Here is a 14,212-nt window from a genome sequence, read left to right as displayed (position 1 = left end):
CACCGCAATTCCGCGAGAAAGGGCCTCCCATGGCCGCCTCCCGCCTGGTCGTGCTGGTCTCCGGTTCCGGCACCAACCTCCAGGCCCTGCTCGACGCCATCGACGCCCACCCCGGCGGATCCGAGGGCTTCGGCGCCGAAGTCGTCGCCGTGGGGGCCGACCGCGCGAACATCGCCGGCCTGGAGCGGGCGGAGAAGGCCGGGATCCCCACCTTCGTCTGCCCGGTGAAGGACTACGGGAGCCGTGTCGAGTGGGACGCCGCCCTCACCGCGGCGACCGACGCGTACGCGCCCGACCTCGTCGTGTCGGCCGGTTTCATGAAGATCGTGGGCAAGGAGTTCATCGACCGCTTCGGCGGCCGGTTCATCAACACCCACCCCGCCCTCCTCCCCGCCTTCCCCGGCGCGCACGGCGTACGGGACGCGCTCGCCTACGGTGCGAAGGTCACCGGCTGCACGGTCCACTTCGTGGACAGCGGCGTGGACACCGGTCCGATCATCGCCCAGGGTGTGGTCGAGGTCCGGGACGAGGACGACGAAGCCGCTCTGCACGAGCGCATCAAGGAAGTCGAGCGACAGCTGCTCGTCGATGTCGTGGGGCGCCTGGCCCGGCACGGCTACCGCATTGAGGGACGAAAGGTAACAATCCAGTGACCGCCGCAGACACCGCAGCGAGCAACGACCCGACCACGACCCGGCGGCCGATCCGGCGTGCGCTCATCAGCGTCTACGACAAGACGGGACTGGAAGAGCTGGCCCGCGGCCTGCACGGGGCGGGCGTAGCGCTCGTCTCCACCGGCTCCACCGCCTCGAAGATCGCCGCCGCCGGGGTGCCCGTCACCAAGGTGGAGGAGCTGACCGGGTTCCCCGAGTGCCTGGACGGCCGGGTCAAGACCCTGCACCCGCGCGTGCACGCCGGCATCCTCGCCGACCTGCGCCTGGAGGACCACCGCAACCAGCTCGCCGAGCTGGGTGTGGAGCCCTTCGACCTCGTCGTCGTCAACCTGTACCCGTTCCTGGCCACCGTCCAGTCGGGTGCCACCGAGGACGAGTGCGTCGAGCAGATCGACATCGGCGGTCCGTCGATGGTCCGCGCCGCCGCCAAGAACCACCCGTCGGTCGCCGTGGTCACCAGCCCCGAGCGGTACGCCGACGTCATCGCCGCAGCCCAGGGCGGCGGCTTCGACCTCACCGCGCGCAAGCGGCTGGCGGCCGAGGCCTTCCAGCACACCGCCGCCTACGACGTGGCCGTGGCCTCCTGGTTCACGAACGCGTACGCCCCGGAGGGCGAGGAGGGCGCGCTGCCCGAGTTCCTCGCCGGCGCCTGGGAGCGCAAGGCCACCCTGCGCTACGGCGAGAACCCGCACCAGGCCGCCGCGCTCTACACCGACGGGCAGCCCGGCGGGCTCGCCAACGCCGAGCAGCTGCACGGCAAGGAGATGTCCTTCAACAACTACGTGGACACCGAGGCCGCGCGCCGCGCCGCCTACGACCACGAAGAGCCGTGCGTGGCGATCATCAAGCACGCCAACCCGTGCGGCATCGCCGTCGGCGCGGACGTCGCCGCCGCCCACCGCAAGGCGCACGCCTGCGACCCGCTGTCGGCCTTCGGCGGTGTCATCGCCGTCAACCGCCCGGTGACCGTCGAGCTCGCCGAGCAGGTCGCGGAGATCTTCACCGAGGTCATCGCCGCCCCCGGCTACGAGGACGGCGCGGTCGAGATCCTGGCCAGGAAGAAGAACATCCGCGTCCTGAAGGTCGACGGCACCCCGCACCAGCCCGGTGACCTGAAGCCCGTCAGCGGCGGCGCGCTGCTCCAGCAGAGCGACCTCTTCCAGGCCGAAGGCGACGACCCGGCCAACTGGACCCTCGCCACCGGTGAGGCCCTATCCCCGGCGGAGCTGGCCGAGCTGGCCTTCGCCTGGCGGGCCTGCCGGGCTGTCAAGTCGAACGCGATCCTCCTCGCCAAGGACGGCGCCTCGGTCGGCGTCGGCATGGGCCAGGTCAACCGTGTCGACTCGGCGAAGCTCGCCGTCGAGCGGGCCGGCGGCGAGCGGGCGCAGGGTGCGTACGCCGCGTCCGACGCCTTCTTCCCCTTCCCGGACGGGCTGGAGATCCTGACGGCCGCGGGCATCAAGGCCGTGGTCCAGCCGGGTGGTTCGGTCCGTGACGAGCAGGTCGTCGAGGCCGCGCAGAAGGCGGGCGTGACGATGTACTTCACCGGGACCCGGCACTTCTTCCACTGAGTCCGGCCCATCACGGCGAAGGCCGCGACCCGCAGCAGCGGGTCGCGGCCTTCGCCGTGTGCGGGGCTCCGGCGGGCCCGCTCAGTAGCGCGGGCGGTTGAACCAGGCGCCGGCCTTCGCCAGGCCGACGATGATCGTGATGCCCAGGGCCAGGGAGATCAGCGACGGGATGACACTGATGGCGGTGAGGCCGGCCTCGGAGTTCTCGCTCGCGCCGAGCGCCATCAGGTTGACGAGCACGCCGAAGACGGCGAACAGGCTCTGGACGGAGCCGTAGATGATGCCCGAGACACGGACGCCGCTGCCGCCCTTGGCCATCTTGGCCGCGGTCAGGATCGGCCACAGCGACAGGCCGATGACCAGGACGCCGATGACCGCACCCACGGTGCCGGCTGCGGCCCCCGCCTCGTTCGCGGAGGAGCTGCCGGAGTCGGAGAGCGCAACGCCGAGCAGCGCGAAGGCGATGATGACGAACAGGCCGCCCAGCAGCTGGAGGATGCCCAGGATCCAGAGAATGACCCGGGCCGCCTTCGCGCCGCCGGGCATCTCCATGTGGGGGCCGGGGTAGCCGCCCGGGCCGCCCGGGTAGCCGGCGGGGCCGCCGGGGTAGGCCTGCGGGGCCTGCTGCGGGTACGCGTAGCCGCCCTGCGGCGGGACGCTCTGGGGGGCCTGCTGCGGGTAGCCGTAGCCGGGCTGGCCCTGCGGCTGCTGTCCGTACGGATTGTGCGGGTCGCCGAAACTCATCTGGGGTGTTCCTCCGTGGAAGTGCGGGGACGCACGGCAATGAGCACGGAGGAATCCTGCACGGTGCGGTCCGCCCCCCGGCACTGCCCGCGGTACTTCAGTCGTTTCATCGTGGTCCGAGCGGTGACGCCTTGTCCAGCCGGTTGGCGTACAGCCGGTCACTTGTTGTGCAAGTGCAATGGTCCTGCGGTCCTGCGAGCGCCTTGACTGGAACCATGGCCACCTCATCCGGGAGGATGGGGTCATGACCGCCCAGATTCTCGATGGCAAGGCCACCGCGGCCGCGATCAAGTCCGAACTGACCGCCCGTGTGGCGGCCCTGAAGGCCCGGGGCATCACCCCCGGCCTCGGCACCCTGCTGGTCGGCGACGATCCGGGCAGCCGCTGGTACGTCAACGGCAAGCACAAGGACTGCGCCGAGGTCGGTATCGCCTCCATCCAGCGCGAACTGCCCCAGACGGCCTCCCAGGAGGACATCGAGGAGGTCGTGCGGGAGCTCAACGCCAACCCGGAGTGCACGGGCTACATCGTCCAACTCCCGCTGCCCAAGGGCATCGACACCAACCGGGTCCTGGAGCTGATGGACCCGCTGAAGGACGCCGACGGCCTGCACCCCACCTCCCTGGGCCGGCTCGTGCTGAACGAGCCGGGCCCGCTGCCCTGCACCCCGTACGGGATCGTGGAGCTGCTGCGCCACCACGACGTCGAGATCAACGGCGCGCACGTCGTGGTCCTCGGCCGCGGGATCACCGTCGGCCGGTCCATCGGCCTGCTGCTGACCCGCAAGTCCGAGAACGCCACCGTGACGCTGTGCCACACCGGTACGCGCGACCTCTCCGGGCTGCTGCGCCAGGCCGACATCATCGTCGCCGCGGCCGGCGTCCCGCACCTGGTCAAGCCTGAGGACGTGAAGCCCGGCGCGGCCGTGCTCGACGTGGGCGTCAGCCGCGACGAGTCCGGCAAGATCGTCGGCGATGTGCACCCCGGCGTCGCCGAGGTGGCCGCGTGGATCTCGCCGAACCCGGGCGGTGTCGGCCCGATGACCCGCGCCCAGCTGCTCGTCAACGTCGTCGAGGCGGCGGAGCGGACCGGCAGTGCGAACTGAGCCGGGCGCCGAGCGGGTGAACGGGAGCGGCACGGCCAGGTCCCGCCGCTTCCCGTCGGTCACGCGGGACACGGCACGCCCCGAGGGGAGCGGCCGCGCCGTGCCCGGGGCCGTGTCCACCTCCGCCCGTCAGTGGCCGATGCTCAGCGTGCTCGCCGCGACCGCGGTGGGCCTGCTGACCACGGCGCTCGGGCAGGCCCGGGTCGGCTGTCTGGTGATCGGCGTGGCTCTGATCGCGGCGTCGGTGCTGCGGCGCGTGCTGCCCTCGGTGGGGATGCTCGCGGTGCGCTCCCGCTTCACCGACATGATCACCTACGGGGTGCTGGGTGTGGCGATCACGCTGCTCGCGCTGGTGATGGAACCACAGCCGTGGCTGGAAGTCCCGTTCCTGGAGAGCGCGGTCCGCTTCACCGTTCGCTGAGTGCGCCGTGCCCGCCGGGCGCGGCGCGGACCGTCGGTGCGGCTCCGGCGGAGTCCCCCGACGTGTACGGGTACGCCTTCGCCGGGTTCGACGCCGTACCGGTCGCCCGCGCGCCCAACGCCTCCGTCACGTCGGCCGGGAGCCGGCGGACGGGCAGATCTTCCTGGTCGAATACAGGTCCGGGAAGCGACTCGACCTTCGAAACGCCGGAGCCGTGTGCCACGCACCACAGGGACCCGGGGGTTGGGCCGCGCCCGGGTCGGATAGCCTGACCGCGGATGTCTCTTCACGTCAAGATTTACAGGGGAGCGGCGTCCTCCAGCACATGGGGCAGGGACGCCCCACCGCCAGCTGTCTAACGGAGAAGGCCATGACCCGCACTCCTGTGAATGTCACCGTCACCGGCGCCGCCGGCCAGATCGGCTACGCGCTGCTCTTCCGTATCGCGTCCGGTCACCTGCTCGGCGCGGACGTGCCGGTCAAGCTCCGGCTCCTGGAGATCCCCCAGGGCATGAAGGCGGCCGAGGGCACCGCCATGGAGCTCGACGACTGCGCCTTCCCGCTGCTCGCCGGCATCGACATCTTCGACGACCCGAACAAGGGCTTCGAGGGCGCCAACGTCGCGCTCCTCGTGGGCGCCCGTCCGCGCACCGCGGGCATGGAGCGCGGCGACCTGCTCGCCGCCAACGGCGGCATCTTCAAGCCGCAGGGCCAGGCCATCAACGCGCACGCCGCGGACGACATCAAGGTCCTCGTCGTGGGCAACCCGGCCAACACCAACGCGCTCATCGCGCAGGCCTCCGCCCCGGACGTACCGGCCGAGCGCTTCACCGCGATGACCCGCCTGGACCACAACCGCGCGATCTCGCAGCTGGCAGCCAAGACCGGTGCCGCCGTCTCCGACATCAAGCGCCTGACGATCTGGGGCAACCACTCGGCGACCCAGTACCCGGACATCTTCCACGCGGAGATCGCCGGCAAGAACGCCGCCGAGGTCGTCAGCGACCAGGCGTGGCTCGCCGACACCTTCATCCCGACCGTCGCCAAGCGCGGCGCCGCGATCATCGACGCCCGTGGCGCCTCCTCCGCCGCCTCGGCCGCCAACGCCGCCATCGACCACGTCCACACCTGGGTCAACGGCACCGCCGAGGGCGACTGGACCTCCATGGGCATCCCGTCGGACGGCTCCTACGGCGTCCCGGCCGGTCTGATCTCCTCCTTCCCCGTCACCTGCAAGGACGGCAAGTACGAGATCGTCCAGGGCCTGGACATCAACGAGTTCTCCCGCACCCGCATCGACGCCTCCGTCCAGGAGCTGTCGGAGGAGCGCGACGCGGTCCGCGAGCTCGGCCTGATCTGATCCGTCACCGCTCGCCGGGACCCGCGGACACCTGACGCGACCTCGGCAAGCCGGACGAACCGAAGCGCCCCTGCCCCGACGGGCCGGGGCGCTTTGGCGTGATTCCGCCTGTCGGACGGTGTAGGGGAAATCTAAAGTCGGGCGGTGACCGAGAGCCCGATTCCCCGTCAGCCCGCAGGCGATCCGCAGCACGACCCTCCGGGCGGCCGTCCGCCCGTCGACCCGGCGGTCAGCGAGGCCGGCCGCTTCCTGTGCGCCGGCACCTACCTCGACGCCGGGTACCGCGACCGGGTCATCGAGGAGCTGTACGTCCACGAGGAGCGGATCGTCGCGCCCTCCTACGGCTTCGACGCCTCGCGTGTCCTCGCCCACGCCCTCCGCGCCCGCCGCGGCGAAATCGGCTGGGCCCTGGGCATCCTCGGCGCCTGGTTCGCGGGGTCCCTCCTCACCGGGGGCGCCCTCGCCGTGGTGCTCGTCCCGTTCCTGCTGCTGAGCCTCGCGGGCTGGCTCCGGGCCCGGTCCGGGCTGCTGCCACGCCTGCTGGCCCTCGCCGTGCGGATCTACGCCTGGTGGAACCTGGCCGTCATCGTGCTCCTCGTCCTCGGGATCTGGCTGGCCCTGCTCGGCGCCTTCGGCGACGGGGACGACGGCCCGTTCGCCCTGGGCGGGCTGCTCTTCTCCGGGGGCATCGGCGGACCGGCGGCCGGGTTCGTCCTCGGCTGGGTGCCCGCCGTCTTCGCCGGGGTCGTCACCGTGGTCGGACTCCAGCGCGGCCACGTCGCCCGGACCATCGCCGGAGACCTGAGCCGGGACCGGTACGCCCACCGCGCGTCCGACCCCGCGGAGGCGGACCAGGGCGTCCGGTTCGCCCGCGTACGGCAGCGCATCCTCCACGAGCAGCACTCGCCGATGGTCCTGTACGACATCAACGACCCGTTCGTCGGGGCCGGCGAGTCCTACCGCCCCTGGCAGGTGTCCTTCGAGCTGCGCCCCCGCGAGGACCTCGAACCCGGCCGCGCACCGCAGCCGCTCACCAACGACCGCGTCATCGCGGGGATCCTGCCGCTGCTGGAGCGGCTGCGGGTGCCCTCGCCGCACGGGTCCCCGCAGGCAGAGGCCGCCGTGATGGACCGCCTGCGCGAACTGGTCGTCGACAGTTGCGTGTTCCTGCCGGGCGGCGGCCTGGACCACCGCGACGAAGGCCCGCTCCTGCGAGCCGACTTCGAGGCGCACCGGGCGGCCGCCGTCGAGGAGGGCGGCGAACGCCGCCGGTACTTCCTGCGCGTCCGCGTCGGCGGCTGGGACGAGAACCTGGTCGTCACCGTTTTCGTACGGGTCCACACCCAGGGCGGGATGATGATGGTGGAGGTGGCGCCGCACGTGCTGCTGCCTGTCCACGTCACCTTCCACAACGCGGACGCGGACGCCCACCGCTACCTGAACAACAGCCGCTTCGGGAAGGCGGTCTGGGCCCTGCGGCACACACCCGGCTCCTTCACGGCGTCCCTGGTCACCCTGGGCCGCGGCATCGCGAGCTGGTGGCGGATCGCCTCCGGCGGCCACGGCGGCGCCCGCCCGGAGGGGCCGCGCGCCTCGGTGCGCGAACTCGCCGCACAGGACAACGGCTCGCTGTTCCACCTCATGGACCTCGACCGGTATCTGAAAACCGTTCAGGACCGGATCGTCGCCGGCATTACCGTCGTCCTGGACGAGAACGGCTGGTACACCGAGGCCTTCGCGCGCCGGGCCGACGTCCACATCAACGCGCACTTCGGGGACGTGACCAACAGCGCGATCAGCCTCGGCGGCCGCGGGAACCACAACAGCACACACAGGGGGAGTCATGGCAACGGGTGACGGGGGAGCACGGGGAGCACAGGAGCCCACCGTGCGGTTCGGCGACATCCACGGCAGCGCGGTCAGCATCGGCGGCTCCCACAACACCAACACCGTCCACCAGGGCGGTACGGGAGCGGCCGCACCCAGCGCGGCGGAGCTGCTGGACGCGGTGCTCGCCCTGCGCGAGGCCCTCGTACGGGAGGCTCCCCGGGGCGCCGACAGGACGGCGCTCGACGCCGAACTGGACGGGGTCGCCGAGCAGCTGGAAGGCACGGAGACGATCAGGCCCGGCCTGGCCGGCCGGCTCCGCGCGGCGCTGGAACGCTGGGCCCCGCTGATCGAGACGGTGAGCGCGGCCGCCGCCCTGGGCAGCCTGCTCGGCGCGCTGGGGGGCTGATCCGTGGCTCCGCCGCAGCCGCCGTCGGGCCCGCGCCGCTGGGACGCGCAGGCACAGCGCTGGGTGGTGGACCCGGCCCCGGCCGGGCCCGCGCCGGGCGCCGCCGCGGGCCTGCCGCCGCTCCCGCCGCAGCCGCCGACCGCGCCGCCGGCGTACGACCCGCTCGGACCGGGTGCCCAGGCGCCGCCTCCACCCCCGTACGAGGCGCCGCCCGGGCCACCAGCGCCGCCCGGACCGCCGGCCGGGCCCTCCGGCCCGGTGCGCGGCCGGTGGCTGACTCCGGCGACGGCGGGCATCGCCGTCGCCTCCGTCGCGATCGGCGCGGCCGCCGTGTGGTTCGTGGCCCGGGACACGGGCGACGCCGACCGCGCGGGTGAGAAGAACGGGACCGTGACCTCGGGCGCGCCGACGGGGGCCGGCGGCTCCCCGTCCCCGTCACCGTCCCCGCCCACCGGCTCCCCGACCGGGGGCACCGGCCCGACCCGCACGCCCACCCCCGGACCGGCCGGCACCGCAGCCGGCGGCGGAGCCCACGAGACCAGGCAGGACACGGCGGGCTTCACCATCGCCGTGCCGGCGGGCTGGGTGCGGGAGGAGCTCAAGGAAGGGGTCTTCTACCGCTCGCCCGACCGGACCGCGCTGATCCAGGTGTTCCGGGTGTCGGAGCCGGAGCTGAGCCCGCTCGCCGCGGTCAGGCAGGCCTCCACCCACCTCAGGGCCGGCACCCGCGGGTACGAGGAGATCAGCGTCGGCCCGGTCTCCGGCTCCTCCGGCGCGGCGGAGCTGGTCTACCAGTACGACAGCGAGGAGTCACGCGGGGTGCGGCGCGGGGTCGAACGCGTCTTCGTCGCGGCGGACGGCGGCAAATGGGCGGTGCTCACCGCCGGCCCGGCCGCCGAGTGGCAGGTCACGCAGGACCACCACGCGGCGGCGCTGGCGGCGTTCCGGCCCGCCGGCTGACGCCGGACCGGCCGGGGCCGGGCCTCCCGGCCCCGGCCCTGGAGCCGGACCGGCCCCGGCCCTGGAGCCGGACCGGCCCCGGCCCTGGAGCCGGACCGGCCCCGGCCCTGGAGCCGGACCGGCCCCGGCCCTGGAGCCGGACCGGCCCCGGCCCTGGAGCCGGTCAGGCCTTGTACCTGCCCGGCTTGGACGGCTCCGCCGGGGGAGGCGGCGCCGAGCCGCCGCGGGGGCTCGGGGGCTCCGCCCCCGCACCGGCGCGGCACCCGGCCATGCGCGGGATCACGGCAGAGGCGGCGCCGCCGGCGGGAAACCCGGCCCGCTCAGCCGAGCGGTGCGGCCGGGGCCGGTGGGGATTTCGGTTCGCCGAAGCGGGACAGGGCCAGCGAGCCGGCCACCGCCACGGCGAAGCCGGTCACCGCCAGCCACGTCAGGCCCTCCCGGGTGCGGTCGCCGAGCCAGACCACGCCCACCACCGCCGGACCGATCGTCTCGCCGAGCACCAGCCCGGCCGTCGCGACCGTCACCGAGCCGCGCGCCAGCGCCGAGGTGAGCAGCAGGAACCCGGCCGCCCCGCCCAGCAGGAGCGCGTACAGGGCGGGGTTCGCGACGTCCCACGGCGAGTCGATCAGCCGCACCGAGACCTCCACCACGCCGAAGCCCGTGCCCGAGCCCAGGCCGAGGACCAGGGCCCGCGGCCCGTCCGGCAGCCCGCCCGCGACCGCGCCGCCCAGCAGCACCAGCGCCGCCACCGCCAGCAGCCCCAGCTTCAGCGCCGGAGAGCCCGTCCCGCTGCCCTCCTCCCCCGCGGAGAGCCCCAGCATCAGCAGCCCCAGGCACACCACGCCCACCGCGCACCACTCCGCCGGGGACAACCGCACCGCCATCAGCCGCGACGCCACCACCGCCGTCACGGCCAGACTGGCGGCCAGCGCGGCCCCGACCACGTAGATCGGCACGTGACGCAGCGCGATGATCTGCAGGACGAATCCGGCCCCGTCCAGGCCGAGGCCGAGCAGATAGCGCCACTGCCGGGCGGCCCGCAGGAACAGGGCCGCGTCCACCCCGGACCCGCTGCCGGGCTCCACCGCCCGCGTCGCGACGGCCTGCAGGACGGACGCCGTACCGAAGCAGACCGCCGCACCCAGCGAGCAAAGCATCCCAATCAGCACGAAATGACTCTAGGTCACGGATCTCACGACGGCCGGATTCCATCGGCCGGGGGCACCGTTCTAGTCTGTCGGGAGCACGCCAGGCCCCAGGGGGAGCAGCAGACATGGACAGCAGCAGCATCAATCAGCGCCGTATGCGCTCCGGCGCGGTCGCTCTCGGAGGCATGGGCCTGCTCGCGGCCACCCTCGTGGCCTGCGGCAGCAGCGACGAACCGGACCGGCGCTGCGCGTCGCGCTCCACGCTGGACCACCTGAACAGCAAGGAGTGCAGGACCGGCGGCACCGGCGCGTACTACTACGGCGGCGTCGTCAGCAACGGCAAGGTCACCGGCGGCAGCTTCGACAAGTCGGCCGTCACCCGTGGCGGCATCGGCGGCCACTCCAGCTCCAGCGGCGGCTGATCGCACGATGCAGCGGCACACCATCGAGCCCCGGCCCGGCTGGCAGAAGACGGTCGAGGAGCAGGGGCTGATCTACCCCCTCACCCGTTACCCCGACGACTCGCTGCGCCCCTACTGGGACGAGAGCGCGTACTACTCCTTCTCCCTGCCCGAGGTCGAGGCGCTGGAGAACGTCGTCGAGGAACTGCATGCCATGTGCCTGGCCGCGGCGGCGCACATCGTCGAGCAGGACCGGTTCGCAGACCTCGGCATCACCGATCCCAAGCTCGCGGCACTGATCGCCGAGTCCTGGCGCCGCCGTGCCGAACAGCCCTCCCTGTACGGCCGTTTCGATCTGCGCTACGACGGCAGCGGCAGCCCTGCCAAGATGCTGGAGTACAACGCCGACACGCCCACCTCCCTGGTGGAGGCGGCCAGCCCGCAGTGGTTCTGGATGGAGGAGCGGTTCCCCGGCGCCGACCAGTGGAACTCCCTCCACGAGCGCCTCGTCGACGCCTGGCGCCGCCAGGCGGAACTGCTGGCGCCCGGCCCGCTGCACTTCGCGCACTCCGAGACCGACGAGCTCGGCGAGGACCTGATGACGGTCGCCTACCTGCAGGAGACCGCCGACCAGGCCGGCCTGGAGACCCACGCCCTGTCCGTGGAGCAGATCGGCTGGGACAGCCTGTCCGGCCGGTTCGTGGACGAGAAGCTGCGCTTCATCCGCAGCTGCTTCAAGCTCTACCCGTGGGAGTGGCTGGCCACGGACGAGTTCGGCCCGCAGGTTCTCGGCACCTACGACCACGGCGGCGGCTCCGGCACCACCTGCTGGATCGAGCCGCTGTGGAAGATGCTGCTCTCCAACAAGGCCCTGCTCGCGATCCTGTGGGAGCTGTTCCCGGAGCACCCGAACCTGCTGCCGGCCTACCTCGACGGCCCGCGCGAGCTCGCGGAGCCCGGATCGGCCGGCTTCGTGGCCAAGCCGCTCCTCGGCCGCGAGGGCGCGGGCGTCACCCTGCACGAGCCCGGCCCGGACGGCGTGCCGTTCGTAGCGGAGCCGGGGGAGCGGTACTGCTTCCAGGGCCTGGCCCCGCTGCCCGACTTCGACGGCAACCGGGTGGTGCTCGGCGCGTGGGTCGTCGAGGACGAGGCCGCGGGGCTCGGCATCCGCGAATCGGCGGGGCCGGTCACGGACGAGTACGCCCGCTTCCTGCCCCACGTCATCCTCTGAGGATCCGCCGGGGGCTGCTACACCGACAGCACCGACCGGAGCTGTTCCAGCCCCCAGTCCAGGTCCTCCTTGGTGATCACCAGCGGCGGGGCGATGCGGATGGTCGACCCGTGGGTGTCCTTCACGAGTACGCGCCGCTCCATCATCTTCTCGGAGATCTCCCGGCCCGTACCGCGGGAGGGGGCGATGTCGACGCCCGCCCACAGCCCGCGGCCGCGTACGGCGGTCACGGCGCCCCCGCCGACGAGCATGCCCAGCTCGCGGTGGAGGTGGTCGCCCAGTTCGGTGGCCCGCTGCTGGAACTCGCCCGTCCGCAGCATCGCGATCACCTCCAGCGCGACGGCGCACGCGAGCGGGTTCCCGCCGAAGGTCGACCCGTGCTGGCCGGGCCCGAACACCCCCAGCACGTCCCGGTCGGCGACCACCGCCGACACCGGCACGACACCGCCGCCGAGCGCTTTGCCGAGGATGTAGACGTCCGGGACGACCCCCTCGTGCTCGCAGGCGAAGGTCCGGCCGGTCCGGCCGAGCCCCGACTGGATCTCGTCGGCCATGAAGAGCACGTTCCGCTCGCGGGTCAGCTCCCGTACGCCGGCCAGGTACCCGGCGGGCGGCACCAGCACCCCGGCTTCGCCCTGGATCGGCTCCAGCAGCACGGCCACGGTGTTCTCCGTCACGGCGTGCGACAGCGCGGTGAGGTCCCCGTACGGGACGATCTCGAAACCGGGCGTGTACGGGCCGAAGTGGTCGCGGGCGTCGTGGTCCGTCGAGAAGGAGACGACGGTCGTGGTCCGGCCGTGGAAGTTGCCGGCGGCCACCACGATCTTGGCATGCCCGTCGGGGACGCCCTTGACCTCGTAGCCCCACTTGCGGGCCGTCTTCACGGCCGTCTCCACGGCCTCCGCACCGGTGTTCATGGGCAGCACCATCTCCTTGCCGCACAGCGCGGCGAGTTCGGTGCAGAAGTCGGCGAAACGGTCGTGGTGGAAGGCGCGCGAGGTGAGGGTCACCCGCTCCAGCTGGGCCCGCGCGGCGTCGATCAGACGGCGGTTGCCGTGCCCGAAGTTGAGCGCGGAGTACCCGGCGAGCATGTCGAGGTATCTGCGGCCCTCCACGTCGGTCATCCACGCGCCGTCCGCGGACGCGACGACGACGGGCAGCGGGTGGTAGTTGTGCGCGCTGTGCGCGTCGGCGGAGCGGATGGCATCAGCAGTTGTCGACACGGGATCTCCGATCGTCCGTCTGGCCGGTGAAGCGGTGACGAGGGTGGCGTCACCTTCTTATCGTCGCTCGTATCCCGGACGCAGAAACCTCTCCGGTGGCGCGGCCGCTAAGGTGTTCGGTACGCACGGCGACTGGCGTACGGGGAACCAACTCCGGGGGAGTCGTGCGCGCTCGACCGCATACAGGGCCGCTCGCCTGGGCCTCGCGGGGTACCGATCACATCGACCCCGGAGGAGCCCGCCGTGTCCGCGAGCCGCCATCCCGCCCTGTCCGCGACCGACCCCGAACTGGCGACCCACATCGCCGCGGAGGAAGTCCTCCAGGCGGAGACCCTGCGCCTGATCCCCAGTGAGAACTACGTGTCCGCGGCCGTCCTCGAAGCCTCCGGCACCGTGCTGCAGAACAAGTACAGCGAGGGCTACCCCGGCCGTCGCTACTACGAGGGCCAGCAGAACATCGACCGGGTCGAGGCCCTGGCGATCGAGCGGGCCAAGGGCCTGTTCGGCGTGGACCACGCCAACGTGCAGCCGTACTCCGGCTCCCCGGCCAACCTGGCCGTCTACCTGGCCTTCGCACAGCCCGGCGACACGGTCATGGGCATGGCCCTGCCGATGGGCGGCCACCTGACGCACGGCTGGGGCGTCTCGGCGACGGGCTCGTGGTTCCGCGGCGTGCAGTACGGCGTCCGGGCCACTGCGGATCCTGAAACGAATGGGCTCATCGACTACGACGCGGTGCGCGAGCTGGCCCTCGCCGAGCGGCCCAAGGTGATCTTCTGCGGGGGCACCGCCCTGCCGCGGACCATCGACTTCGCCGCCTTCGCGGAGATCGCCCGCGAGGCGGGCTCGGTCCTCGTCGCGGACGTCGCCCACATCGCCGGCCTGATCGCGGGCGGCGCGCACCCCTCCCCGGCCGGGCACGTGGACGTCATCTCCACCACGACCCACAAGACGCTGCGCGGCCCCCGCGGCGCGATGCTGATGTGCCGCGAGGAGCACGCGAAGGCGATCGACAAGGCCGTCTTCCCGGGCCTGCAGGGCGGTCCGCACAACCAGACCACGGCCGGCATCGCGGTGGCGCTGCACGAGGCGGCGCAGCCGTCCTTCGTCCGGTACGCGCACGCGGTCGTCGCCAACG

14 protein-coding genes and 1 riboswitch are annotated in these 14,212 nt (G+C 72.8%); of the genes, 11 read left to right on the top strand and 3 right to left on the bottom strand.

The features are described from left to right. Positions 1-29 precede the first annotated feature (29 nt). The gene (gene purN, locus AAT21_RS24865) at positions 30-653 is read left to right on the top strand and encodes a phosphoribosylglycinamide formyltransferase (protein ID WP_046779188.1); all 624 of its coding nucleotides are present in this window, start codon (positions 30-32) and stop codon (positions 651-653) included. Then, on the top strand, positions 650-2,245 hold the full coding sequence (gene purH, locus AAT21_RS24860) for a bifunctional phosphoribosylaminoimidazolecarboxamide formyltransferase/IMP cyclohydrolase (protein WP_046779187.1): 1,596 nt from the start codon (positions 650-652) through the stop codon (positions 2,243-2,245). The genes purN and purH overlap by 4 nt, the downstream gene beginning before the upstream one ends. A gap of 81 nt (positions 2,246-2,326) precedes the next feature. Here purH and AAT21_RS24855 read toward each other — a convergent pair whose 3' ends face one another. Further along, entirely contained in the window at positions 2,327-2,989 is a 663-nt protein-coding gene (locus AAT21_RS24855; protein WP_046779186.1) for a hypothetical protein, read from the bottom strand. A 244-nt stretch (positions 2,990-3,233) separates the two neighbouring features. On the opposite strand from AAT21_RS24855, the gene AAT21_RS24850 reads away from it, so the two are divergent. From AAT21_RS24850 to AAT21_RS24825, 6 genes are all read left to right on the top strand, one after another. After that, on the top strand, positions 3,234-4,094 hold the full coding sequence (locus AAT21_RS24850) for a bifunctional methylenetetrahydrofolate dehydrogenase/methenyltetrahydrofolate cyclohydrolase (RefSeq protein ID WP_046779185.1): 861 nt from the start codon (positions 3,234-3,236) through the stop codon (positions 4,092-4,094). Next, the gene (locus AAT21_RS24845; RefSeq protein ID WP_063838146.1) at positions 4,084-4,515 is read left to right on the top strand and encodes a DUF3017 domain-containing protein; all 432 of its coding nucleotides are present in this window, start codon (positions 4,084-4,086) and stop codon (positions 4,513-4,515) included. Before AAT21_RS24850 ends, AAT21_RS24845 begins: the two co-directional genes overlap by 11 nt. A 370-nt stretch (positions 4,516-4,885) precedes the next feature. Further along, on the top strand, positions 4,886-5,875 hold the full coding sequence (locus AAT21_RS24840) for a malate dehydrogenase (RefSeq protein WP_046779183.1): 990 nt from the start codon (positions 4,886-4,888) through the stop codon (positions 5,873-5,875). A 144-nt stretch (positions 5,876-6,019) separates the two neighbouring features. Then, complete coding sequence (locus tag AAT21_RS24835) at positions 6,020-7,732, top strand: DNA translocase FtsK 4TM domain-containing protein (protein WP_046779182.1); 1,713 nt, start codon at positions 6,020-6,022, stop codon at positions 7,730-7,732. A gap of 31 nt (positions 7,733-7,763) precedes the next feature. Beyond that, entirely contained in the window at positions 7,764-8,111 is a 348-nt protein-coding gene (locus tag AAT21_RS24830) for a hypothetical protein (protein ID WP_046779181.1), read from the top strand. Positions 8,112-8,114: 3 nt separating this feature from the next. After that, a complete protein-coding gene (locus AAT21_RS24825; protein ID WP_046779180.1) occupies positions 8,115-9,071 on the top strand; it encodes a hypothetical protein in 957 nt (318 codons plus the stop codon). A 320-nt stretch (positions 9,072-9,391) separates the two neighbouring features. Here the strand turns inward: AAT21_RS24825 and AAT21_RS24820 are convergent, their stop codons facing one another. Further along, positions 9,392-10,240, bottom strand: a complete 849-nt coding sequence (locus AAT21_RS24820) for a hypothetical protein (RefSeq protein ID WP_200904457.1) — start codon at positions 10,238-10,240, stop codon at positions 9,392-9,394. Between the two features lie 104 nt (positions 10,241-10,344). On the opposite strand from AAT21_RS24820, the gene AAT21_RS24815 reads away from it, so the two are divergent. Both AAT21_RS24815 and AAT21_RS24810 read left to right on the top strand, forming a co-directional pair. Then, the gene (locus AAT21_RS24815) at positions 10,345-10,641 is read left to right on the top strand and encodes a hypothetical protein (RefSeq protein ID WP_079025947.1); all 297 of its coding nucleotides are present in this window, start codon (positions 10,345-10,347) and stop codon (positions 10,639-10,641) included. Between the two features lie 7 nt (positions 10,642-10,648). Beyond that, positions 10,649-11,851: a glutathionylspermidine synthase family protein gene (locus AAT21_RS24810; RefSeq protein ID WP_046779178.1), complete on the top strand. Its 1,203-nt coding sequence runs from the start codon at positions 10,649-10,651 to the stop codon at positions 11,849-11,851. Between the two features lie 17 nt (positions 11,852-11,868). Here AAT21_RS24810 and rocD read toward each other — a convergent pair whose 3' ends face one another. Next, the gene (gene rocD / locus AAT21_RS24805) at positions 11,869-13,074 is read right to left on the bottom strand and encodes an ornithine--oxo-acid transaminase (RefSeq protein WP_046779177.1); all 1,206 of its coding nucleotides are present in this window, start codon (positions 13,072-13,074) and stop codon (positions 11,869-11,871) included. A 118-nt stretch (positions 13,075-13,192) separates the two neighbouring features. Then, positions 13,193-13,283: riboswitch (ZMP/ZTP riboswitch) on the top strand. Positions 13,284-13,317: 34 nt separating this feature from the next. Between rocD and AAT21_RS24800 the strand changes: the two genes are divergently transcribed. Further along, positions 13,318-14,212: serine hydroxymethyltransferase (locus AAT21_RS24800; protein ID WP_200904456.1), on the top strand; the 895-nt coding region annotated here is incomplete at its 3' end.

Source organism: Streptomyces yangpuensis (assembly GCF_001005295.1).
Taxonomy (GTDB): Bacteria; Actinomycetota; Actinomycetes; order Streptomycetales; family Streptomycetaceae; genus Streptomyces; species Streptomyces yangpuensis.
Note: the sequence above shows the minus strand (reverse complement) of the source record. Positions and strands in the feature narration are given on the sequence as shown.

What these genes read in the sequence shown, in the direction of transcription:
- purN (WP_046779188.1), top strand. Translation starts at nt 30, where the DNA reads ATGGCCGCCTCCCGCCTGGTCGTGCTGGTCTCCGGTTCCGGCACCAAC.
- AAT21_RS24855 (WP_046779186.1), bottom strand. Translation starts at nt 2,989, where the DNA reads ATGAGTTTCGGCGACCCGCACAATCCGTACGGACAGCAGCCGCAGGGC.
- AAT21_RS24850 (WP_046779185.1), top strand. Translation starts at nt 3,234, where the DNA reads ATGACCGCCCAGATTCTCGATGGCAAGGCCACCGCGGCCGCGATCAAG.
- AAT21_RS24840 (WP_046779183.1), top strand. Translation starts at nt 4,886, where the DNA reads ATGACCCGCACTCCTGTGAATGTCACCGTCACCGGCGCCGCCGGCCAG.
- AAT21_RS24815 (WP_079025947.1), top strand. Translation starts at nt 10,345, where the DNA reads ATGGACAGCAGCAGCATCAATCAGCGCCGTATGCGCTCCGGCGCGGTC.
- AAT21_RS24810 (WP_046779178.1), top strand. Translation starts at nt 10,649, where the DNA reads ATGCAGCGGCACACCATCGAGCCCCGGCCCGGCTGGCAGAAGACGGTC.